The sequence below is a fragment of the Streptomyces axinellae genome (genome assembly GCF_039532135.1).
GTDB lineage: Bacteria > Actinomycetota > Actinomycetes > Streptomycetales > Streptomycetaceae > Streptomyces > Streptomyces axinellae.
Window position 1 is genome coordinate 256,293 of the sequence record NZ_BAAARJ010000001.1, and the last position, 21,171, is coordinate 277,463.

The 21,171-nt window shown below is 73.8% G+C and carries 20 protein-coding genes; 14 read left to right on the forward strand and 6 right to left on the reverse strand.

The genetic code is table 11. The features are described from left to right. Window positions 1-51 precede the first annotated feature (51 nt). Window positions 52-1,140 (forward strand): LysR family transcriptional regulator, encoded by a 1,089-nt coding sequence (locus ABD339_RS00985; RefSeq protein ID WP_344561113.1) that lies wholly within the window; start codon window positions 52-54, stop codon window positions 1,138-1,140. Between the two features lie 10 nt (window positions 1,141-1,150). Here the strand turns inward: ABD339_RS00985 and ABD339_RS00990 are convergent, their stop codons facing one another. From ABD339_RS00990 to ABD339_RS01000, 3 genes are all read right to left on the reverse strand, one after another. Beyond that, window positions 1,151-1,906: a gamma-glutamyl-gamma-aminobutyrate hydrolase family protein gene (locus ABD339_RS00990; protein ID WP_344561115.1), complete on the reverse strand. Its 756-nt coding sequence runs from the start codon at window positions 1,904-1,906 to the stop codon at window positions 1,151-1,153. Between the two features lie 104 nt (window positions 1,907-2,010). Continuing rightward, window positions 2,011-3,486 (reverse strand): ethanolamine permease, encoded by a 1,476-nt coding sequence (gene eat / locus ABD339_RS00995; RefSeq protein ID WP_344561116.1) that lies wholly within the window; start codon window positions 3,484-3,486, stop codon window positions 2,011-2,013. 204 nt (window positions 3,487-3,690) lie between these two features. Further along, window positions 3,691-4,425 (reverse strand): FadR/GntR family transcriptional regulator, encoded by a 735-nt coding sequence (locus ABD339_RS01000; protein WP_344561117.1) that lies wholly within the window; start codon window positions 4,423-4,425, stop codon window positions 3,691-3,693. Window positions 4,426-4,495: 70 nt separating this feature from the next. On the opposite strand from ABD339_RS01000, the gene ABD339_RS01005 reads away from it, so the two are divergent. The 5 genes from ABD339_RS01005 to ABD339_RS01025 all read left to right on the forward strand — a co-directional run bounded on the left by ABD339_RS01005 (window position 4,496) and on the right by ABD339_RS01025 (window position 10,707). Next, window positions 4,496-5,863: a glutamine synthetase family protein gene (locus tag ABD339_RS01005; protein WP_344561118.1), complete on the forward strand. Its 1,368-nt coding sequence runs from the start codon at window positions 4,496-4,498 to the stop codon at window positions 5,861-5,863. Window positions 5,864-6,000: 137 nt separating this feature from the next. Then, a complete protein-coding gene (locus tag ABD339_RS01010; protein WP_344561584.1) occupies window positions 6,001-7,353 on the forward strand; it encodes an aldehyde dehydrogenase family protein in 1,353 nt (450 codons plus the stop codon). After that, complete coding sequence (locus tag ABD339_RS01015; RefSeq protein ID WP_344561120.1) at window positions 7,350-8,231, forward strand: 3-oxoacyl-ACP reductase; 882 nt, start codon at window positions 7,350-7,352, stop codon at window positions 8,229-8,231. The genes ABD339_RS01010 and ABD339_RS01015 overlap by 4 nt, the downstream gene beginning before the upstream one ends. A 145-nt stretch (window positions 8,232-8,376) precedes the next feature. Then, window positions 8,377-9,735, forward strand: a complete 1,359-nt coding sequence (locus tag ABD339_RS01020) for a haloacid dehalogenase-like hydrolase (protein ID WP_344561122.1) — start codon at window positions 8,377-8,379, stop codon at window positions 9,733-9,735. Between the two features lie 63 nt (window positions 9,736-9,798). Then, window positions 9,799-10,707, forward strand: coding sequence for a DUF2510 domain-containing protein (locus ABD339_RS01025; RefSeq protein WP_344561585.1), 909 nt, complete (start codon window positions 9,799-9,801; stop codon window positions 10,705-10,707). A 61-nt stretch (window positions 10,708-10,768) separates the two neighbouring features. Here ABD339_RS01025 and ABD339_RS01030 read toward each other — a convergent pair whose 3' ends face one another. Further along, window positions 10,769-11,983: an amino acid deaminase/aldolase gene (locus ABD339_RS01030; protein ID WP_344561124.1), complete on the reverse strand. Its 1,215-nt coding sequence runs from the start codon at window positions 11,981-11,983 to the stop codon at window positions 10,769-10,771. Between the two features lie 987 nt (window positions 11,984-12,970). On the opposite strand from ABD339_RS01030, the gene ABD339_RS01035 reads away from it, so the two are divergent. Further along, a complete protein-coding gene (locus ABD339_RS01035) occupies window positions 12,971-14,095 on the forward strand; it encodes a hypothetical protein (protein ID WP_344561126.1) in 1,125 nt (374 codons plus the stop codon). After that, the gene (mycP, locus tag ABD339_RS01040; RefSeq protein WP_344561128.1) at window positions 14,092-15,372 is read left to right on the forward strand and encodes a type VII secretion-associated serine protease mycosin; all 1,281 of its coding nucleotides are present in this window, start codon (window positions 14,092-14,094) and stop codon (window positions 15,370-15,372) included. Before ABD339_RS01035 ends, mycP begins: the two co-directional genes overlap by 4 nt. On the opposite strand, the gene ABD339_RS01045 is transcribed toward mycP, so the two are convergent. Continuing rightward, window positions 15,366-16,241, reverse strand: a complete 876-nt coding sequence (locus ABD339_RS01045; RefSeq protein ID WP_344561130.1) for a serine hydrolase — start codon at window positions 16,239-16,241, stop codon at window positions 15,366-15,368. The genes mycP and ABD339_RS01045 overlap by 7 nt on opposite strands. Before the next feature lie 111 nt (window positions 16,242-16,352). Between ABD339_RS01045 and ABD339_RS01050 the strand changes: the two genes are divergently transcribed. After that, window positions 16,353-17,096: an SseB family protein gene (locus ABD339_RS01050; protein ID WP_344561132.1), complete on the forward strand. Its 744-nt coding sequence runs from the start codon at window positions 16,353-16,355 to the stop codon at window positions 17,094-17,096. A gap of 102 nt (window positions 17,097-17,198) precedes the next feature. Beyond that, the gene (locus tag ABD339_RS01055) at window positions 17,199-17,963 is read left to right on the forward strand and encodes an MIP family channel protein (RefSeq protein WP_344561134.1); all 765 of its coding nucleotides are present in this window, start codon (window positions 17,199-17,201) and stop codon (window positions 17,961-17,963) included. A gap of 75 nt (window positions 17,964-18,038) precedes the next feature. Here the strand turns inward: ABD339_RS01055 and ABD339_RS01060 are convergent, their stop codons facing one another. Beyond that, window positions 18,039-18,407 (reverse strand): DUF1844 domain-containing protein, encoded by a 369-nt coding sequence (locus tag ABD339_RS01060; RefSeq protein WP_344561136.1) that lies wholly within the window; start codon window positions 18,405-18,407, stop codon window positions 18,039-18,041. Window positions 18,408-18,754: 347 nt separating this feature from the next. Here ABD339_RS01060 and infC point away from each other — a divergent pair, with 347 nt between their 5' ends. The 4 genes from infC to ABD339_RS01080 all read left to right on the forward strand — a co-directional run bounded on the left by infC (window position 18,755) and on the right by ABD339_RS01080 (window position 21,149). Further along, entirely contained in the window at window positions 18,755-19,399 is a 645-nt protein-coding gene (gene infC / locus ABD339_RS01065; protein WP_344561587.1) for a translation initiation factor IF-3, read from the forward strand. Window positions 19,400-19,500: 101 nt separating this feature from the next. Beyond that, the gene (gene rpmI / locus ABD339_RS01070) at window positions 19,501-19,695 is read left to right on the forward strand and encodes a 50S ribosomal protein L35 (RefSeq protein WP_344561138.1); all 195 of its coding nucleotides are present in this window, start codon (window positions 19,501-19,503) and stop codon (window positions 19,693-19,695) included. 78 nt (window positions 19,696-19,773) lie between these two features. Continuing rightward, entirely contained in the window at window positions 19,774-20,157 is a 384-nt protein-coding gene (gene rplT, locus ABD339_RS01075) for a 50S ribosomal protein L20 (protein WP_099878845.1), read from the forward strand. Window positions 20,158-20,339: 182 nt separating this feature from the next. Beyond that, complete coding sequence (locus tag ABD339_RS01080; RefSeq protein WP_344561142.1) at window positions 20,340-21,149, forward strand: TrmH family RNA methyltransferase; 810 nt, start codon at window positions 20,340-20,342, stop codon at window positions 21,147-21,149. The last annotated feature ends 22 nt before the right edge of the window (window positions 21,150-21,171 follow it).

A 21,171-nucleotide genomic window follows, 5' to 3' on the forward strand; every position in this document is an offset into this window, starting at 1 on the left:
CGGGCGCTACCGCCAGGGAGCATCCCCCTATGAGGGACATAAGGTGGCCTTATGGGAGCCGAGGAACAGCACGGTCCGGATGGACGGCACGGGCCGGACGGGCCACACGAGCCGGGCGGCCGACACCCGCGCGCCGGACGGGAGAGGCCAGGCGGGCGGCGCGCGCCGAGTCCGCAGTCACCGCCCAGCAGGCAGCCCCGGCCTGGCGCTCAGCCCCCGCCGGGCGGGCCGTACCGGCCGGGGCTGGCACACCGGGTCCCGGAACTGGGCGCGCTGGAGCTGCTGTTGGCCGTGGCCCGGCTCGGCAGCCTGGGCCGCGCGGCGCGGGAGACCGGCGTCAGCCAGCCCGCCGCCAGCGAGCGCATCCGCTCCATGGAACGGATGCTCGGCGTCACCGTGTTGGAGCGCTCGCCGCACGGCTCCCGCCTCACCCAGGCGGGAGCGCTGGTCACCGACTGGGCCCGGCGCATCGTCGAGTCCGCCGAAGCCTTCGACGCCGGAGTCGGCGCCCTGCGCGATCGCCGGGACACGCGGCTCGGCGTCGCCGCCAGCATGACGATCGCCGAGTACCTCCTGCCCGGCTGGCTCATCGCACTGCGCTCCGAGCGCCCCGATACGGCGGTCTCCCTGCGCGCGGGAAACAGCGCCGCCGTGACACGCATGCTCCTCGGCGGCGAGGCCGACCTGGGCTTCGTGGAAGGACTCGGGGTCCCGGCGGGGCTGGACGGCACGGTCGTCGCCCACGACCGGCTGCTGGTCGTGGTGGCCCCCCGCCACCCGTGGAGCCGCCGCCGCGCTCCACTGGACCCGGCCGAACTCGCGCACACCCGGCTGGTGCTGCGCGAACCCGGCTCCGGCACCCGGCAGGTCCTGGACTCGGCCCTCGCCGGACACGGCGGCCTCGCGCCCCCGTTGCTCGAACTCGCCTCCACGACGGCCGTCAAGGCCGCCGCCATCAGCGGCGCGGGCCCCGCCGTGCTCAGCGAACTCGCCGTGGGGGAGGAGCTGTCCGCCCGGCGGCTGGTCGCCGTGCCGGTGGCGGACACCGCACTGACCCGCGAACTGCGCGCCGTATGGCCCCGGGGAGCCCGCCCGGCCGGCCCGGCCCGCCGGCTGCTCTCCCTCACCCGCGGCCGGTGAGGGCCGGGATTCACGCCTCCGCTTCACCCCGCGCCCGGATGCGCCCCGACGCCTCGGTGGCCAGGGCGCGCATCAGGCGGAGGTCCTCGCCCGCCTCGGGGTGCCACTGGACGGCGAGCACGAAGGCGGCGGCGCCCGGGAGTTCCAGCGCCTCGACCGTGCCGTCCACCGCCGCGTACGCGCCCGCGACCAGGCCCTCGCCGAGGCGGTCAACGGCCTGGTGGTGGTAGGTCGGGACATCCGCCGGGCCGGGCAGCACCGAGGCGAGCAGGGTGCCGGGTACCGGCTCGACCGGGTGGGTGGTGAAGATGCCGGGCGCGCCCCGGTGGGCGTGCGTGCGGGGCAGGTGCTGGACGAGAGTGCCGCCGCGGGCGACGTTGAGGACCTGCATCCCCCGGCAGATGCCCAGCAGCGGCACGCCCTGGGCCAGGGCCTCGCGGGTGAGGGCCAGCTCCCAGGCGTCGCGCTCGGGGTGGGCCGGGCCCGACTCCGGTGCCCTGGGCGCCCCGTAGCAGGCGGGGTCCACGTCGGGGCCGCCGGCCGTGACGAGGGCGTCCAGGCGGGCGACGGTGTCGGCTGCCGCCGCCGGGTCGTCGTCCGGCGGCAGCAGGACGGCCCGCGCGCCCGCGCGCTGGACCAGCCGGTGGTAGCGGGCGGGGAGCAGCGCGGCGGGCAGGTGCCAGTCGCCCCAGTGGGCGCTCGGCTCCAGGTAGGTGCTGATGCCGATGAGCGGGGGAGGGGGTGCGGGCGGGGATGTAGGCGTCACATGTCCTCCGGCTGTGCCATGCGCTGTGCCCAGCGCGCTGTGCGGGGTGCGGGCCCCAGACTGCCGCAGCCCCGGCTCCGTTGCCGCGTATTCGCTGCCGGTGTTCAGTTCCGCTGTTTCAGTTCCGCCTCGGCCTCGGCCAGCGCGGCGAACTCCTCCTCGGGGGCGGCGGCGACGAGATGCCGGTGGGAGTAGAGGGCGAAGTAGGCCACGGCCACCCCGTAGACGAGGAGCGCGATCAGCGCCGCCTGCTCGTCCACCAGGAACGTCGCCACCAGCGCGGCCAGGGCGAGGACGAAGGCGACCGACGAGGTGAGCACTCCGCCCGGGGTGCGGTACGGCCGGTGCAGGCGCGGCTCGCGCCGGCGCAGCACGATGTGGGAGAGCGACATCAGCGCGTAGGAGATGGTCGCGCCGAACACCGCGACGTTCAGCATCGTGGCACCGTCCCCGCTGCCGGCCGCCAGCGCGAAACCGAGCGCCCCGGGCAGCAGCAGACCCAGATAGGGGGCCTTGCGGCGGCTGGTGAGGGACAGGAAGCGGGGCAGGTATCCGGCGCGTGAGAGCGCGAACAGCTGCCGTGAGCCCGCGAAGATCAGGGAGAAGAAGGAGGCGACGAGCCCGGCCAGGCCCGCGTAGTTGACGACGCGGGAGAGCGCGGTCGCCTTGCCGTCCGGCTGGAGCGCCTCGACCAGCGGGTTGCCCACGTCCTGGAGCACGGCGGAGCCGCGCGCCCCGGTGGCGGCCAGGAAGGTGAGCAGGGCCAGGAGCAGCAGGATGCCCATGGACCAGGCCATGGCCCTGGGCAGCGTGCGTGCCGGGTCGCGGGTCTCCTCGGCGGCCAGCGGCACCCCTTCGACGCCGAGGAAGAACCACATGCCGAAGGGAAAGGCCGCCCAGATTCCCAGCACGCCGAACGGCAGCCAGGAGCCGGAGCCGAAGGCGCCGGGGTCGGCGGGGATGTCGTCGAGGTTCGCGGTGCTGAACTCGGTGAACGCGCCGAGGACGAAGACCAGCAGCGCGGCGACGGCGATGGCGGTCACCACGAGCGAGAAGCGCAGCGCCTCACCGACGCCCCACAGGTGGACGCCGATGAACAGCACGAAGCAGACGAGGTAGACCGGCCAGGCCGACTCCAGGCCGAACAGGCCCAGCGATTCGACGTAGTCGCCGATGAAGCAGACGATCGCGGCCGGGGCGAGCACGTACTCGATCAGGATCGCGGTGCCGGTGAGGAAGCCGCCCCACGGGCCGAGCGCGCGGCGCGCGAAGCCGTAACCCCCGCCCGCCGTGGGCAAGATGGCGGACAGCTCGGCGAGCGCGAAGACCATGCAGGTGTACATGAGACCCATGAGGACGGCGGCGATCGCCAGCCCGCCGAAGCCCCCCTCGGCCAGGCCCGCGTTCCAGCCCGAGTAGTCGCCGGAGACGACGTAGGCCACACCCAGGCCGCACAGCAGCAGCGGGCCCGCGCTGCCGCGCCGCAGCTCCCGGCGCTCCAGATATGCCGCGTCCGGGCCGGCGGGCGCGGTGTCGGCAGGGCCGCCGGTTGCCGTGGGCGAGTCGGTCTCTTCGGTCATGCGCCACACTCCCGCCGTTCAGCCATTGGTGTGCTGGCATACCTTTGTGCGGAGGGCCGGTGCGGCGCAACCCCTGTGCGGGAACGAGGTGTTGCCGCACGCCCCGTACCGGCACCGGAGCGGGCCCGCGCCCGGCAGCGGGAGGGAACTGGTCCCCGGCGGGATCCGGCCGCGACAGGGATCCGGCCGCGGAAGGAGGAGGGCTCAGGACAGGAAGCCGCGCAGCAGTGAGGCCGTGCCCGCGCAGTGCTCGCGTGCGACCGCCCGCGCGCTCTCGCCGTCGCCGTCCAGTACGGCCGCCACCAGCGCTGTGTGCTGCCGCTGTGCGTGCTCCAGGTTCCTGACGAGCAGCGGGATCCGGTTCAGCAGGTCGTTGAGGGTGGCGCGGACGGCCGCGTACTGGGCCGTCAGGGAGGGGGAGCCCGCCAGCTCCACGAGGGTGAGGTGGAAGAGGGTGTCGTGCCTGCGGTAGTCCTCCAGCGCGGCCTCGCTGGTGGCGCCCAGCGCCTCCCCCAGCCGTACCTCCTCGGCCACCGACAGGCCGCGCGCCGCGCACAGTTCGGCCGCGCCCGTCTCCAGGACCTCGCGGAAGCGGAGCGTGTCCGACAGCTCCGGGTCCGCCGCCGGTCCGCGCAGCGGCCCGGGGGCCGCTCCCCGCGCCGGGCCGCCCGCCGCCCCGTGGGGCAGGACGAACGTGCCGCCGTACCGTCCGCGCCGGCTCTCCACGATGCCCTGCTCGGCCAGTGCCCTGAGCACTTCGCGGAGGGCGACCCGGCTGATGCCGAGGCGCTCGGCCAGCTCCCGCTCGGCCGGCAGCCGCTCGCCCGCCGGGACGAGTCCGAGGCGCACGATCTGGAGTATCTGCTCCAGCGCCTCCTCGAAGCCGTTGCCCGCCCGTACCGTCCGCAACACCGTCGCCAGCCTGTCGTCCTCCCGCATGGAACCTCTTCCGTTTCAATGGTCTTCACGACTACCTTATGGCTTCCGGCGGACCGACAGGAGGCCACTCGTGGCAGACCGCACACCACCGCTCGACGTCGAGGAACTGCGCGGACTCGTCGAGGGCGGTGAGATCGACACCGTCGTCCTGGCCTTCACCGACATGCAAGGGCGCCTCCAGGGAAAGCGGTTCGCCGCGCCCTACTTCCTCTCCGATGTACTCGACGGCGGCAGCGAGGGGTGCAACTACCTCCTGGCGGTCGATGTCGATCTCAACACCGTCGAGGGCTACCAGATGTCCTCATGGGAGCGCGGCTACGGCGACTTCGCCATGCACGGGGACACCGCCACCCTCCGCCGTGTCCCCTGGAACCCCGGCACCGCGCTGCTCACCGCCGACCTGGCCTGGCACGACGGCAGTCCGGTCGCCGCCTCGCCCCGGCAGATCCTCCAGCGCCAGCTCGCCCGGCTCGCCGAGCGCGGCTGGGGCGCCTGCGTGGGCACCGAGCTGGAGTTCATGGTCTTCCAGGACACCTACGAACAGGCGTGGGACGGGGGCTATCGCGGACTGACCCCCGCCAACCAGTACAACGTGGACTACTCCATCCTCGGCACCGGCCGCGTCGAGCCGCTGCTGCGCCGCATCCGCAACGAGATGGCCGCCGCCGGGATGACCGTCGAGTCCGCGAAGGGCGAGTGCAACCTCGGCCAGCACGAGATCGCCTTCCGCTACGCCGACGCGCTCACCACCTGCGACCAGCACGCCCTCTACAAGACCGGCGCCAAGGAGATCGCGGCACAGGAGGGCCAGGCCCTCACCTTCATGGCGAAGTACGACGAGCGCGAGGGCAACTCCTGCCACATCCACCTCTCCCTGCGCGACGACTCCGGCGCCGCCGTGCTCGCCGACGAGGCGGGGGAGTACGGGATGTCGCCGCTGATGCGGCACTTCCTGGCCGGACAGCTGGCCGCGCTGCGTGAGTTCACCCTTCTGTACGCGCCGAACATCAACTCCTACAAGCGCTTCCGGCCCGGCTCCTTCGCCCCCACCGCCGTCGCCTGGGGCCCGGACAACCGCACCTGCGCCCTGCGTGTCGTGGGCCACGGCCATGGCCACCGGCTGGAGAACCGGGTGCCCGGGGGCGATGTCAACCCCTACCTCGCCGTGGCCGGGATGATCGCCGCCGGGCTCCACGGCATCGACCACCAACTGGAGCCCCCCGAGGCGTGCACCGGCAACGCCTACAAGAGCGACGCGGCGCATGTGCCCGCCACCCTGCGCGAGGCCGCCGGACTGTGGGAGGACAGCTCACTGGCGCGCGACGCCTTCGGTACCGAGGTGGTGGACCACTACCTCAACATGGCCCGTGTGGAGCAGCGGGCCTACGACACCGCCGTGACGGACTGGGAGCGCTACCGCTCCTTCGAACGTATGTGAGGAGCGCAGTGCAGCAAGGCCAGCAGGCGGGCCCGGCCCCGCACGAGCACGAGCACGGACACGGGAATGCGCAGGGGTGCGGGAACGCGCAGGGATACGGGAGGGAGCGGCGCGGGACACCGGCGGACACGCTCGACATCGTCAACCCGGCGACCGAAGAGCTGATCACCAGCGTCCCCGCCACCACACCCGAAGAGGTGGACCGCGCGGTCGCCCGCGCCGCCGGGGCGCAGGCCGTCTGGGCGGCGCTCGCCCCCGCCGACCGTGCCCGGCTCCTGCGCCGCTTCGCCGCGCTCGTCGATGCGCACACCGAGGAACTCGCGCAGGCCGAGGTCCGCGAGGCGGGCCACCCGGTCGGCAACGCACGCTGGGAGGCCGGCAACGTACGGGACCTGCTGGAATACGCGGCGGGCGGGGTCGAGAGGCTGACGGGAAGTCAGATCCCGGTCGCGGGCGGAGTGAACCTCACCTTCGCCGAGCCGCTGGGTGTCGTCGCCGTCATCGCGCCCTGGAACTTCCCGATGCCGATCGCCGCCTGGGGCACCGCGCCGGCGCTGGCAGCCGGCAACGCCGTCCTCCTCAAACCGGCCGAGACCACCCCGCTGACCGCGTTGCGGCTGGCCGAACTGGGCCTGGCGGCCGGGTTGCCCGAGGGCCTCTTCCAGGTGCTGCCGGGGGAGGGCCCGGTCACCGGCCACGCGCTCGTCGAGCACCCGCGCGTCGCCAAGGTCGTCTTCACCGGCTCCACCGCCATCGGCAAGCGCATCATGGCCCAGTGCGCCGCGAGCGTGAAGCGCGTGACCCTCGAACTCGGCGGCAAGAGCCCCAACATCGTCTTCGCCGATGCCGACCTGGAGCGCGCCGCAGCCTCGGCCCCCGGCTCCTTCCTCGACAACACGGGCCAGGACTGCTGTGCCCGCAGCCGTATCCTCATCCAGCGCTCCGTCTACGACCGCTTCCTGGCGCTGCTGGAGCCGGCCGTGCTGGCCTGCACCGTCGGCGACCCGGCAGACGAGGGCACCGGCATAGGGCCCCTGATCTCCGCCCGCCAGCGCGAGCGCGTCCGCTCCTACGTACCCGAGGACGCCCCCGCGCTCATCCGCGGGCAGGCCCCCGACGGCCCCGGCTACTGGTACCCGGCCACCGTGCTGGAGGCCGCGCCGGGCGAGCGGACGGCGGTGGAGGAGATCTTCGGCCCGGTAGCCGTCGTGATCCCGTTCGAGGACGAGGAGGAGGCCGTACGCCTGGCCAACGACACCCCCTACGGCCTCTCCGGCTCCCTGTGGACCCGCGACGGGGCCCGCGCCCTGCGCGTCGCGCGCGCCGTCGCCGCCGGGAACCTGTCCGTCAACTCGCACAGCAGCGTGCGCTATTCGACGCCCTTCGGGGGCTACAAGCAATCGGGGCTCGGCCGCGAGCTGGGCCCCGGCGCGCTGGCCGCCTTCACCGAGACCAAGAACGTCTTCATCAGCACGGAGGAGAGCACGTGAGCGACAGCGAAGCCGGCGGCACCGCCCCGGCCGCCCAGGCCGGTCCAGCCTCCACGGCCTCACCGGCAGTCCCGACCGACCCGGCAGCCCCGGCCGACTCGACCGCCCCGGTCTGCCGGCGCCTCGTCGGCCGCACAGCCGTCATCACCGGAGCGGGCAGCGGCATCGGCCTCGCGACAGCCCGGCGGCTGGCCGCCGAGGGCGCGCACGTGGTGTGCGCGGATGTGGACGCGGTCAGCGGCAAGGCCGCCGCCGAGGCCACCGACGGCCTCTTCGTCCAGGTGGACGTCACCGACCCCGACGGCGTCCAGGCCCTCTTCCGCGCCGCACACGACACCTACGGCTCGGTCGATGTCGCCTTCAACAACGCGGGTATCTCGCCCCCCGACGACGACTCCATCCTGGAGACGGAGCTGGCTGCCTGGCAGCGTGTCCAGCAGGTCAACCTCACCTCCGTCTACCTGTGCTGCAAGGCCGCGCTGCCCTACATGCGCGCGCAGGGGCGCGGCTCCATCATCAACACCGCGTCGTTCGTCGCCGTCATGGGCGCCGCCACCTCCCAGATCAGCTACACGGCCTCCAAGGGAGGGGTGCTGGCGATGTCCCGCGAACTGGGCGTCCAGTTCGCCCGCGAAGGCATCCGGGTGAATGCGCTGTGCCCCGGTCCGGTGAACACACCGCTCCTGAAGGAACTCTTCGCCAAGGACCCCGAGCGCACCCAGCGGCGCCTGGTCCACGTGCCGGTGGGGCGGTTCGCCGAGCCGGAGGAGATCGCGGCGGCGGTCGCGTTTCTCGCCAGCGACGACGCGTCGTTCGTGAACGCCGCCGAGTTCCTGGTGGACGGGGGCATCGCCGGGGCGTATGTGACGCCCGTGTAGGGCGCTCCCGTGCCCGGCGTCGCGCCGGGGAGCGTCCGGCGAGCGGGGGCGAGCAGGGGGCCGTCGGGACAGCAGGGCCAGGTCCGGTTGTCCTATGGATGTACGGTGCACACGGTCAATGTCGACAACCCAGGAGGGGCGCCACATGCGCAGCAGATCCGTCCTGACCGGTCTCACCGTGGCCGCGGCCCTCGCCGCGACCCTCACCGCCGCCCCCGCCCAAGCCGACGCGCACCAGCGCGGTGGCGGCCCTCACCACTGCCCGCAGCTGTCCGAGAAGCTGCCCTGGTACGGCGCCAACCGCGCCAAGCTCCAGCGCACCATCGACGAGCGCGGCACCTGCTCCCCGCACTGGCGGGGCGGCAAGCACCGCCCGGTCGCCGCGTTCGACTGGGACAACACCATCGTCAAGAACGACTCGACCGACGCCACCATCGCCTGGGCCCTCCAGCACGACAAGATCCTGCGGCCCAAGAGCTGGGCGGCCACCAGCACATGGCTGACCCCCGCCGCGGACCGCGCGCTGACGAAGGCGTGCGGCACCAGCGTCCCCGTCGGCCGCCCGCTGCCCACCTCGACCGACACCGACTGCGCCGACGAGATCCTCCAGGTGCGCGGCGAGGCCGAGACAATGGGCGGCGAGGCGGCGTTCGCCGGGAAGTGGAACCACCGCCGTACCGTGCCCGAATACGCCTGGGTACCGCAGCTGTTCGCCGGGCATACGGTCGCCGAGCTGCGCTCCTACGCACGGGCGGCCCGCGACGAGGCGCTGGCGGCCCCGATCGGCAGCGAGCAGAAGGTCGGCACCCACACCGTGCCCGGCTACAGCCGCTACTACGACCAGCAGAAGGATCTCATCCGCACCCTCCAGAAGGCCGGGTTCGACGTCTACATCGTCTCGGCCGGCTCGGAACCGGTGGCCGAGGAGTGGGCGAGCGGCGTCGGCATCGACCGCGCGCACACCCTCGCCATCCGCAGCGTCGTCAGGCACGGCCGGATCACCACCTCGACGGAGGGCTGCGGCGACGTACCGGCGGGCCAGGGCGAGGCGATCCCGTACATCGACGGCAAGCGCTGCGTCATCAACCAGGAGATCTTCGGCATCAAGGGCGCCAGGGCCTGGCAGAAGCAGGACCGGCGGCACCGTATCGCGATCGGCGGCGGCGACGCGGACACCGATGTGACCTTCGTCGGAGACGCGACGGGCACCCACCTCGTACTCAACCGCAACAAGCCCGAGATCATGTGCCGGGGCTACGACGACGCCGACGGCCGCTGGGCGGTGAACCCGATGTTCATCGAGCCCCTGCCGCGCAAGAGCGCACCCTACCCGTGCGCCACCAAGGGCTACATCCGCCCCGACGGCAGCCTCGGCCCGGTCCGCCGAAGCGATGGCACCGTCATCCCGGACCAGGAGGACACGGCATCCGGCAAGAGCGCGGCGGGCGTCACCTCCGGCACGGGCGGCGGGAGTGCCGGGGGCCGGGCTCGCGGCACTGTCTGACGCACGCTCCACCGGCCCCCCTGTCTGCCGCACAGGTGTTGCCCATAAGGTGCGTGCGTGAGCATGACGACGCCGCCCGGCTGGTACCCCGATCCGGGACAGACACCCCAACTCCCGCCCCAGGAACGCTGGTGGGACGGCACCACATGGAGCGCGCACACCCGCCCCGGCACGGGCATACCCCCGGCGCCGCCATCCCCTCCGGGTGGCGGCGCCGGGCGCGGGCCGCTCATCGCGGGGATCGTGGGCGCGGTCGTCCTCGTGGCGGCGCTCGCCCTCGCGGGCGTCCTCCTCGTCGGCGGCTCCGACGACGACGCCGACGGCGGCGGCCCCGAAGCCGGTTCGAAGCCCTCGCCGTCCTCCCCGGAGAAGCCCGGCGACGAGGGCGACGGCGGTCCCTCCGGGGAGGAGTCGCCCGCACCCGGTACCGGCGGGGTCGTCGGCGACCCCCGGGCCGGCGTCGGCATGCCCGTCCTGGACGGGTGGGAACAACCCCACCCCGACTCCGCCTTCGTCAGCAGCAAGACTTCCTACGCGTGCCCGAAGCCCCAGTCCCAGGAGTGCGTACGCGGCGGCGCCAGCGTCCTGCCGGTCTCCAGCGGCTGGGACGGCGAGAAGGCACTCAAGGAAGCGGCCGGACTCCAAGTGGCCAAGAACGCCGAGGAGTCCTACGCGAAGAAGGCGTACGGGGGCATCACCTCGCACAAGGTGACGGAGAAGGGCGCCGTCACCGTCATGGGCCAGTCCGGATACCGCGTCCGCTGGCGCATCGACAACGAGAAGGGCCCCGACGCCTACGTCGAGTCCGTCGTCTTCCGCTCCCCGCATCTGCCCGAGGAACTCCTCACGCTCTGGAGCAGCGTCGATGTCGCGGACGACGCCCCGCCGCCCGCCGATCTGGACGCGCTGCGCACGGGCCTGGTCAAGACGGAGCTGGGCGGCGGGGACTCCGGCAGTGGGGAAGCCGTCTGAGTCCCGCCGCCGGAGGCGGACTTGGCGCCGTCTTGGGGCGGCCGGGACCGGGGCCCGGGCCTCACAGGAAGGTCATGCCCTCGCCCCGGTAGGTCGGCACGTTCGCCGTCACCCGCGAGCCCTCGACCAGGTGGAGGGTGTCGAACCGCTCGCACAGCTCGCCCGCCTTGGCGTGGCGGAACCACACCTTGTCCCCGATCAGCAGATCGTCGGCCGGCTGCCCCAGCAGGGGGGTCTGCACCTCGCCCGGCCCCTCCTGCGGGTCGTAGCGCAGCCCCGCGGGCAGATACGGTTGCGGCAGCCGGTCCCTGCCCGCGACGCCGGAGGCCGGGTAGCCGCCGCCCAGCACCGTCACCACGCCGACCCCGGGCCTGCGCACCACGGGCAGCGCGAACAGCGCGGCGGGACGGCCGGTGAAGGAGGTGTAGTTGTCGAACAGTCGCGGGACATACAGGCCCGACCCGGCGGCGATCTCGGTGACAGCGTCCTCGGCGGCCGTGTGCTGCACGCTGCCGGTACCGCCGCCGTTGACGAACTCCAGGTCGGGGGCCACCGCGCGCACCGCCCGCACAGCGGCTTCCCGCCGCCCCGCCAGCTCGCGCCGCGCCGCCACCTGCATCAGCCGTACCGCACGCGAGCGCAGCGGCGCCCCCGGCACCGCGTCACCCACGCCCGCCACATGGCCCTCGTACGCCATGACGCCCACCAGTCGGAATCCGGGACGCCGGGCCACGGCGCGCGCCAGTTCGGCCAGGTCGGCGGGGGAGTGCAGCGGGGAGCGGCGGGCCCCGACGCGCACCCGGCCGCCCAACAGCCACAGCGAGGTGTCCAGTTCGAGGCAGACGCGGATCTCCTCACATCCGCCCTCGCGCGCGGCGTCGATCAGGGTGAGCTGGGCGAGGTCGTCGACCATCACGGTCACCGCCTCGGCCAGCTTGGGATCGGCGGCCAGCTCCGCGTAGCCGGCGCGGTCCGCCGACGGGTAGGCCAGCAGCACATCGCGCACGCCCGAGCGGGCCAGCCACAGCGACTCGGCCAGGGTGTAGCTCATCACCCCGCTGAAGCCGTCCTTGGCCAACACCCGTTCCAGCAGGGCGCGGCAGCGCACCGATTTGCTGGCCACGCGCAGCGTCTTGCCCCCGGCGCGGCGTACCAAGTCGTCGGCGTTGGCGTCGAACGCCGCCAGATCGACCAGCGCGAGCGGCGCGTCCAGGAAGGCGGTCGCGCGGTCGTACCGGGCGCGGTCAGCGGCGAGATCGGCAGTCGTATCGAACACCCTTGCAGCTTGCCAGAGCCCGGCCCCGGGGCACAGTCCTCACCGCGCGGGAGCCTCAACGGCCTCCGCCCCGGCCCGCGTCACGGCCGTCATGGCCCGCGTCGCGGGCTCCGTCCGCGCACCTCGGGCGGGTTGCCGTCCTGCCCGGTGGGCACCGTAGAGTGACGCCACGCCGTAGCGGGATGGCACGCGGCGTATTGTCCGATGACGAACCCGCCTGCCCCGCAGGGGCATTCGTGCGAGGTGGCACCGCGGGAGGGGGTGCGGATGAGCACTGACGCCGACCGTGCCCACGTCCCCGAGCCTCCCAGCACCCCGCCCAGGCCGTCGGGCGACCCCGCGGGCATCCCGCGCAAGCCCGCGCACGAGCCCGCTGTCCCCCCGCCGCCCGCCGCCCCGCCCCGCCCCGCTGTCCCCCCGCGCCCGAGCGTCCCCCCGAAGCCCGCCACCCCGCCGCCGACGGCCCGTACCGAGGGGAGCGCGGACCCCGCCAGCGACGCGGCGGGACCCGGGCGGGCGGCAGAGCCGATCCCGGAAGACGAACCCAGCGAACAGATGCCGACATCCCGGGAAGGGGAGGCGGACGAGGCCACGCGTGCCCAGGTCCCCGCTCCCCGCGACCGCTCGCGTACGCTCCGCCCCCCGGCGCCTGTCTCGCCGCCCCGGCCCGCCCCGCCCACGGGTGAGCCCCTCACGGCTCCGCGCCTGCCCGCACGCCCGAAGGACCTTCCCCCGCCCCCCGCCGTCCCCCCGCGAGAGGCCGGAGGACGGGCCGCCGCCGCTCCCGGCCAGGCCGACGACGCGGGAGCAGCCGCCATTTCGGCCGCGGTCGGCACCCCGGGGAAGAGCGGCACCGCCGGAAGGACCGGCACCACGCGGTCGGCCGCCCGCCCGGCCACGGCGGACCCGGCCACGCCGGATCCCGCGGCCACAGCGCGCCCGGCCACGGCGGACGCGGCGACAGCAGCTCCGGCCGCCCCCACTCCCGTGACAGCGCCCGCGCGGGCGCCCGGCGACGGGGAGCGCCCCGGCGTCCACTTCGCGGGCGCCCCGCCGGAGCCCGTAGGACAGCCACACCCGGCCGACTCCATACGGCCGCCGCACCACCCGGCACCGCCGCCCGTGCCGCCCCGCACTCCGGTCGCGGTTCCGCCGCCGCCCCGTCCGCCCGTCCGCCCCGGGCACTCCCCGCTGGGTGCCCGTACGGTCGCTGCCGCCGCCTGCCTCGTCCTGGGCGTCGGGCTGCTCGGCGGCGCGGGCGCCGGAGCCTGGCTGACGGGGGACTCCAGCGAACGCCCCGGCCCCGGCAAGGCGTTCGACGACGCCCGCGCCGCCTGGCACCAAGTCCCCGTCGATACGCTCTTCCCGCGCACCCTCAAGGGCCGGGGGGCGGGGCCCGGCGGCGCCGACCGGAACTGGACCCGGGTCGCCGTCGCCCCCGACAGCGGCTGCTCCCACGCCTTCGACCCGCTGCTGACCAAGGCCCTCTCACCGGTCGGCTGCGCACGGCTGGTGCGCGCCACCTACACGGACGAGACCACCAGCGGAGTCACCACCGTCGGACTGCTGTTCACCAAGGCCGGTCCCGAGGCCATGCGCGATCTGCGCAAGCGCTTCGCCACCGAGAACCTGACCGAGCGCAGCGACCTGATGCCCCGCCCCTACGCCGGACGCGGCACCGTCGCCGCCGACTTCGGCGACGCGCAGCGGGCCAGCTGGACCGTCCATGTGCTCGACGACGTCCCCGTCGTCGTCTACTCGGTCAGCGGCTTCGCGGACGGGCGCGCGGTCAGCGACCCCCAGTCGGCGTCCGACGCGACCCGCGAGGGCGAGACCTCCGCGGCGGCACAGGCCGGGCTCGGCCACGACGCGCAAGGCATCGCCGACCGCGTCGAGCGCGGCCTGCGCAAGGAGACCACGGGCGACGGCCCCGAGCCGGGCGACGGCCCGGACCAGGGCGCCGACGGGGGCCCGAAGGGCAAACCGGCCCCGAACAAGAACGGCGGACGGGCCCAGGACAAGAACGGCGGACAGGCCCCGGACAAGAACGGCGGAGCGGCCTCGGACAAGGACCGGCAGGCCGCGCCGGAGGAGAAGGACGAGCGCCGATGAACCGCGGGCACACCGGCCGCTTGCTGACCGCCTTCCTGACCGCCCTGCTGGTCCTCGCCCCGGCCACCGCCGGTACGGCGCACGCCCAGGGCGAGGGTATCCAGGCGCAGGAATGGGCCCTCAAAGCCCTCAAGGCGAAGGACGCGTGGAAGACCACGAAGGGGCGGGGCATCACCGTCGCGGTGCTCGACACCGGCGTCGATGCCGCCCACCCCGACCTGTCCAAGAACGTCGAGAAGGGCAAGGACTTCCTCGGCATGGGCGCCCAGAAAGGCGACCGCGCCTGGGCCCGGCACGGCACCGCCATGGCCGGCATCATCGCCGGTCACGGCCACGGCTACCGGGGCAGGGACGGGGTGCTCGGCGTCGCCCCCGAGGCCCGGATCCTGCCCGTACGCGTCCTGCTGGAGGACTCGGACCCGCAGCGCAAGAAGGCCCGCGCCGCCCGGGGCACCGCACTCGCCGACGGCATCCGCTGGGCGGCCGACCACGGCGCGGACGTCATCAACCTCTCACTCGGGGACGACAGCGACTCCGCCCACCCCGAACCCCGCGAGGACGCCGCCGTCCGCTACGCCCTGCGCAAGGGCTCCGTCGTCGTCGCCTCGGCGGGCAACGGCGGTGAGGACGGCGACCACATCTCCTACCCGGCCGCCTACCCCGGGGTGATCGCCGTCGCCGCCGTGGACCGCTACGGCGCGCGCGCCGCCTTCTCCACCCGCCGCTGGTACGCCACGGTCGCCGCGCCCGGCAAGGACATCCTCATCGCCGACCCCGACCGCACCTACTACGAGGGCTGGGGCACCAGCGCGGCGGCGGCCTTCGTCTCCGGCGCCGTCGCCCTCATCCGCGCCGCCCACCCCGACCTGAGCCCCGCGCAGATCAAGGAACTGCTCTCCGACACGGCCAGGAACACCCCCGAGGGCGGGCGCAGCGACGCGGTGGGCACCGGGGTGGTGGACCCCTCGGCCGCCATCGAGATGGGCACCCACATCAACGCGCGCAAGCAGCGGCCCAGCGCCGCCGAGTACTCCCACGGCTACTTCGGTGCCGGACCGGTGGACGGCGGCGGGCCCGGGTGGTTCGCCGTGGCCGCCGCCGTCCTCGGGGCGCTGCTGATCGGTACGGCGCTCGCCATCTGGCGGGGCTTCACTCCGCCGTTTCCGCACGCGCTGCGGGATCCCGCGCTGCGGATCCTCTCCGTGCCCGCCCGGTTGCGGGACAAGGGGCGGGATCGGAGCCGGAGGCCCGGGCAGCATCCGCCGGGCGGCTACTGAGGCCGCTGAGGCTTCCCGGCGAGAGCGCGGCGACGGCGGCACACGCGGCCTCCTCCACCCGCGCGATCCCGCCCTCGCGGGTGGTGTGCCCGTCCGAGCACGGCCAGCAGCCAGGAGCGCCCGACCGCCGTCACCCGGCCCACGCTGTTGAGCACCCACAGGCCCGTCGCCGTGCGCGGCAGCCAGCCGTTCTTCAGCTCGACCGGCGCCCTGGAGGCCCCGGCGGCGGTGACGCCCCAGCGCTGCGGGCCCACTGCCCGCCCCATCGGCTCCCGGATCCGCTCGCGCGCGCCGTCCGCCAGCCTGCCGGGCGCATCCTCACCCCGGCCGAAGACGGCCTCCAGCAGCGTGAGTTGGTCGGCGGCCGTCGTACAGCTCAGCCCCCAGCGGTCCGAGCGGTGCGGCTCGGTACGGGTGAGGCCCAGGCGACGGTTGGCCCGCGCGATGCCCTCGGCGCCGCCGGCCGCGCGCCACAGCGCGTTGGCCGCGTCGTTGTCGCTGCGCTCGATCACGGCTTCGGCCTGCGCGCTCTCCCGCGCGGACAGCTCCCATGGGTCCGCCCCGGCCGTGCCGGCAGCAGCTGTGACCTCCCCCGCCACGGTCAACTCCCGGGCGCGGCCAGATGGTTCGTCCTGCCGCCCCGGCAGCAGCGCGGCGAGGATGTTCACCTTCATCACGCTCGCCGCGACATACAGCCCGTCCCCGCTGACCGCGGCGCGCGGCGTGTCCGCCTCCCGTACCGCCACCGCCGGCCGTCCCTCACAGCGGCTCCGCACGGGCGCGAGGGCGTCCGCCAACAGTGCGCTCAACTCCCCGTCCCGCCCCGCCCCGCCCCGTCCCTGCCGTCCATGCCCCTCCATCCCGTCCATGCCCGGTCCCCGCCATCCTCCTCCCCTCTCTTCCCTCGCCTCCCCTTCCGCTGCCGCCCATTGCCGCCACCACCTCCCGGGCGGCCGGTACCCACCGGATACGCTCAGCGTGTGGCGCTCAAGAACATCCCCGCATCGGCCTTCTCCGGCGACGACGGCACCGCCGACCCCGCGCTCGCCGAAGCGCTCGCCGCCTGGCGGGCGGGCCCCGGGCCCGGCACCGAGGCGGGAGTCCTCCAGGCGCTGCCCGGCGCCCGGCTCCTCGTCCCCGTCGTCGCCGTGCTGACGGAGGCGGAGACCGGCGAGGACGGGCTGCGCCGCGACAAGACCAGCGACATGGCCGTCCCCACCCTCAACGCGCCCGGCGGACGCCGCGCCCTGCCGGCCTTCACCTCCACCGAGGCCCTCGCCCGCTGGCGCCCGGAGGCCCGCCCGGTGGCCGTCCCGCTCCACCAGGCGCTCCAGGCCGCGGTACACGAGCAGGCCGACACCGTCGTCCTCGATGTGGCGGACCCGGTGCCCTACGAGCTGACCGGCTCCGCCCTCTACGCGCTGGCCGAGGGCCGCACCCCGGCACGCCCCGCCGACGATCCAGCGGTGGCCGAGGCGCTGCGCGCCGTGCTCGCGGCCGAGCCGGGAGTGACCGGCGCCCATCTGACGCCCGGCGGGGACTCCTCCGACGGCACGCTCGCGCTCGCCCTCGCGCCCGGAGCCGACGTCTCCGCCGTCGCCCAGCGGCTGGCCGGCGCCCTCGCCGCCGACGAGGCGCTGCGCGCGCGCCTGGTGCGCGGGCTCGACCTGGCCCTGCTCCCGGCCGGCAGCGCGCTGCCGGAAAGGGCCCTCTACCGGAGTTGACCCCGCCCGAGGTGCGGTGCGGGGCGGCCCGTCGGACACTCGGGAGGAGTGCCGGGACAGACCGATCCCCGGCAGCCTCTACGACCCCCACGGGAGGTCGACATGCAGGTCAAGTCGCTCCAGCCGAGCCCGGCACAGCTCAGGAACCTGGAAGACAAGCCCCAGCCGCTGGCCGCCGAGTTCCTCGGCACGCTGCTGCTGGTCTTCTTCGGCGTCGGTGCCGCGGTGCTGGCGGCGGAATACGTCGGCACGCTCGGCATCGCGCTCACCTTCGGTTTCGTGATGCTCGCGCTGGCGTACGCCATCGGCCCGATCTCCGGCTCCCATGTGAACCCGGCTGTGACGCTCGGCATGCTGCTGGCCGGGCGTATCGACCTGGAGATGGCGGTCAAGTACTGGATCGGGCAGATCGTGGGCGGCATCGCGGGGGCCGCGCTGCTCTTCCTGGTCGCCAAACAGGTCCCGGGTCTTCGGACGAGCGAGACGTTCGGCAGCAACGGCTTCGGCGACCGCTCGGCGGTTCACATCAACACTGGTGGCGCCTTCGTCGCCGAGCTGATCTTGACGTTCCTGTTCGTCTACGTCGTCCTGGCGGTGACCCACAAGGTCGCCGTGATCGGCTTCGACGGGCTGCCCATCGGCATCGCCCTCGCCACTGCCCACCTGGTCGGCATTCCGCTGACGGGCACCTCGGTGAACCCGGCGCGGAGCATCGGCCCCGCCCTCTTCGCGGGCGGCGCCGCGCTCACCCAGCTGTGGCTGTTCATCGTGGCCCCGCTGGTCGGCGCGGGCATCGCGGCGTACGTGCACATGATCACGCACCCGCGGCCGAACAGGATGCCCGCGACCGAGCCGGACGTGGGCTGACGAGTGCGTGCCCGCGCGCCGCGCGCCCCCGCCACGCGTGCTTCCGCGCCGCGCGGCGGTCAGGGGCGGGCGGCCTCAGCCGTGTACCGGTCCGGTGTACTTTTCGCCGGGGCCCTGGCCCGGCTCGTCCGGAACGGTGGACGCCTCGCGGAAGGCGAGCTGGAGCGACTTGAGGCCGTCGCGCAGCGGGGCCGCGTGGTAAGAGCCGATCTCGGTCGCGCTCGCCGTGACCAGGCCGGCCAGGGCGTGGATCAGCTTGCGGGCCTCGTCCAGGTCCCGGTGCTGCTCGCCCTCCTCGGCCAGCCCGAGGTTCACGGCGGCGGAACTCATCAGGTGCACCGCTACGGTGGTGATCACCTCGACCGCCGGCACATCCGCGATGTCGCGGGTCATGCTGTCGAAGTCGGGGGTCTGGCCGGAGGGCCCGGCTGCGGCGTCGCTCATGCGGATCACCCTATGCCCAGGCCCGTCCGCACGGACGTGCGGGCTTCGGGGGGCGCGCTTCCCGTCGGCCCTGGTATGGTGGACGTACGACCGGCTGAAGACTGTCCCGAGCGACGGGCCTCAGCCCGCAAGTGGAGGCTCCGATCTCCCACCTGGCGGCTTTCCTGGCCGCGGGTCAACGGTCAGGCTGCGCCCCGCGGTGACCCGCGGCGGTGCTCCCGGTCTGTGAGGAGCCCCGCCTGTGTCCCGTCCGGGGCGTTTTGTGCGTCCGGGCACGGTGGTCACACTTATCAGAATCATGCGCGGCCGTCCGCCAGACGCTCGCGCGGTGTACCCGAGGAGGCCCCATCAGCGCCGAGCCCCGCATCAACGACCGGATTCGCGTCCCCGAGGTGCGACTCGTCGGTCCCAGTGGCGAGCAGGTCGGCATCGTGCCGCTTGCCAAGGCCCTGGAGCTTGCGCAGGAGTACGACCTCGACCTCGTCGAGGTGGCGGCACAGGCCCGCCCGCCCGTGTGCAAGCTCATGGACTACGGAAAGTTCAAGTACGAGTCGGCCATGAAGGCCCGTGAAGCGCGCAAGAACCAGGCGCACACGGTCATCAAGGAGATGAAGCTCCGGCCGAAGATCGATCCGCACGACTACGACACCAAGAAGGGTCACGTCGTCCGGTTCCTCAAGCAGGGTGACAAGGTCAAGATCACGATCATGTTCCGCGGTCGTGAGCAGTCCCGCCCCGAGTTGGGCTTCCGACTGCTCCAGCGGCTCGCCGACGACGTGGCCGACCTGGGCTTCATCGAGTCCAACCCGAAGCAGGACGGCCGGAACATGATCATGGTTCTCGGTCCGCACAAGAAGAAGACCGAGGCCATGGCCGAGGCCCGCGAGGCGCAGGCCGCCCGCAAGGCGGAGCGTCAGCAGGACTCCGCTCCCGCTGAGGAGCTCGCCGAAGAGCAGGAGTCCGCCGAACAGCAGGAGCCTGCCGAGGCGTGAGCCCCCCGGGGCACCCGCCCCGGTAATCCCACACGAACCAGATGGCGCTTCCGCATGCCCTGTGGCGGCGCAGGCGCCACCGACGAGGAGAGAACGGCGACATGCCGAAGAACAAGACGCACAGTGGTGCCCGCAAGCGCTTCAAGATCACCGGATCGGGCAAGGTGATGCGCCAGCGCGCCGGTCGCCGCCACCTTCTCGAGCACAAGTCGTCCACGCTGACGCGCCGCCTTGCCGGCAAGACCGAAGCGGCCCCGGCCGACGCCAAGAAGATCAAGAAGCTTCTCGGCAAGTAGGACCCCGCAAGACCGGGACCCACCGATCCGGGCTGAGCAGGCACAAGCCGGCCCGGCCCCCCAACAAGGAGTAATCACGTGGCACGCGTCAAGCGGGCAGTAAACGCTCAGAAGAAGCGCCGGGCGATCCTGGAGCAGGCCAGCGGCTACCGGGGTCAGCGCTCGCGCCTGTACCGCAAGGCGAAGGAGCAGGTCACCCACTCCTACGTCTACAACTACAACGACCGCAAGCGCCGCAAGGGCGACTTCCGGCAGCTGTGGATCCAGCGGATCAACGCCGCCGCCCGCGCGAACGGCATCACCTACAACCGCTTCATCCAGGGTCTGAAGGCCGCCTCCATCGAGGTGGACCGCAAGATGCTGGCCGAGCTGGCAGTGAATGACGCCGCCGCCTTCACCGCGCTGGTCGAGGTCGCGCAGAAGGCCCTGCCGAGCGACGTGAACGCGCCCAAGGCCGCGTAGTCGGCACAGCCGGCGTCATCGGCCTCGCCGCCGGACGTCTGTGCGGCCGGTGCATCCGGCCTTTCGCCGGATCCTCGCCGTCGTGGTTCCCGCCCCCGTGCTCCGCACAGGAGGCGCCCCACGGCGGCGAGTTGTTGTAGAGCCGGGCGGCTTCGCCGCCCTACAGAGAGCGAGCGCTGCCCATGCCACCTGAGCTGACCTCCCCGCGCTCCCCGCGTGTCGTGGCCGCGCGCAAGCTCGGGAAGCGGAGCTTCCGGGGCAAGGAGCGGCGGTTCGTCGCGGAGGGGCCGCAGGCGGTACGGGAGGCGATGGAGCACCTGATCGAGGTGTATGTGACGCCGGAGGCGGCCGGGCGGCACGCGGAGATCCTGGACGCGGCCCGCGCCGCGCGGGTGCCCGTGCTGACCGCCTCGGACGAGGTGATCGGCGAGATGTCGGACACCGTCACCCCGCAGGGCATCGTCGCGCTGTGCGGCTTTGTCGACCGGCCCTTCGCCGAGATCCTCCAGGCCCGCCCCCGGCTGGTCGCCGTGCTCGCGCACGTGCGCGACCCGGGCAACGCGGGGACCGTGCTGCGCTGCGCCGACGCCGCCGGGGCCGACGCCGTCGTGCTGACGGACGCCTCCGTGGACATCTACAACCCCAAGGCCGTGCGCGCCTCGGCCGGCTCGCTCTTCCATCTGCCGGTGGCCGTCGGAGTGCCCGTCCAGGACGTGGCGAGCGGACTGTCGGGCGCGGGGGTGCGGGTGCTGGCCGCCGACGGCGCGGGGGAGCGGGACCTCGACGAGGAACTGGACGACGGCGCCATGGCCGGGCCCACCGCCTGGGTGTTCGGCAACGAGGCGTGGGGGCTCCCGGCGGAGACCCGCGCACTCGCGGATGCGGTGGTGCGCGTCCCCCTGCACGGGCGCGCCGAGAGCCTCAATCTCGCTACCGCCGCGGCGGTGTGCCTCTATGCCTCCGCGCGCGCCCAGCGCACCCGCCGAGGGTGACGTCCGGTCACACCGAGCTAGT

Excerpts from the sequence above, each read along its gene's own strand:
- ABD339_RS01080 (WP_344561142.1), top strand. The coding sequence starts at position 20,340 with ATGCCACCTGAGCTGACCTCCCCGCGCTCCCCGCGTGTCGTGGCCGCG.
- ABD339_RS01020 (WP_344561122.1), top strand. The coding sequence starts at position 8,377 with ATGCGCAGCAGATCCGTCCTGACCGGTCTCACCGTGGCCGCGGCCCTC.
- rpmI (WP_344561138.1), top strand. The coding sequence starts at position 19,501 with ATGCCGAAGAACAAGACGCACAGTGGTGCCCGCAAGCGCTTCAAGATC.
- ABD339_RS00985 (WP_344561113.1), top strand. The coding sequence starts at position 52 with ATGGGAGCCGAGGAACAGCACGGTCCGGATGGACGGCACGGGCCGGAC.
- ABD339_RS01000 (WP_344561117.1), bottom strand. The coding sequence starts at position 4,425 with ATGCGGGAGGACGACAGGCTGGCGACGGTGTTGCGGACGGTACGGGCG.
- ABD339_RS01055 (WP_344561134.1), top strand. The coding sequence starts at position 17,199 with ATGCAGGTCAAGTCGCTCCAGCCGAGCCCGGCACAGCTCAGGAACCTG.
- ABD339_RS01060 (WP_344561136.1), bottom strand. The coding sequence starts at position 18,407 with ATGAGCGACGCCGCAGCCGGGCCCTCCGGCCAGACCCCCGACTTCGAC.
- eat (WP_344561116.1), bottom strand. The coding sequence starts at position 3,486 with ATGACCGAAGAGACCGACTCGCCCACGGCAACCGGCGGCCCTGCCGAC.
- ABD339_RS01045 (WP_344561130.1), bottom strand. The coding sequence starts at position 16,241 with ATGGACGGGATGGAGGGGCATGGACGGCAGGGACGGGGCGGGGCGGGG.
- mycP (WP_344561128.1), top strand. The coding sequence starts at position 14,092 with ATGAACCGCGGGCACACCGGCCGCTTGCTGACCGCCTTCCTGACCGCC.
- ABD339_RS01025 (WP_344561585.1), top strand. The coding sequence starts at position 9,799 with ATGACGACGCCGCCCGGCTGGTACCCCGATCCGGGACAGACACCCCAA.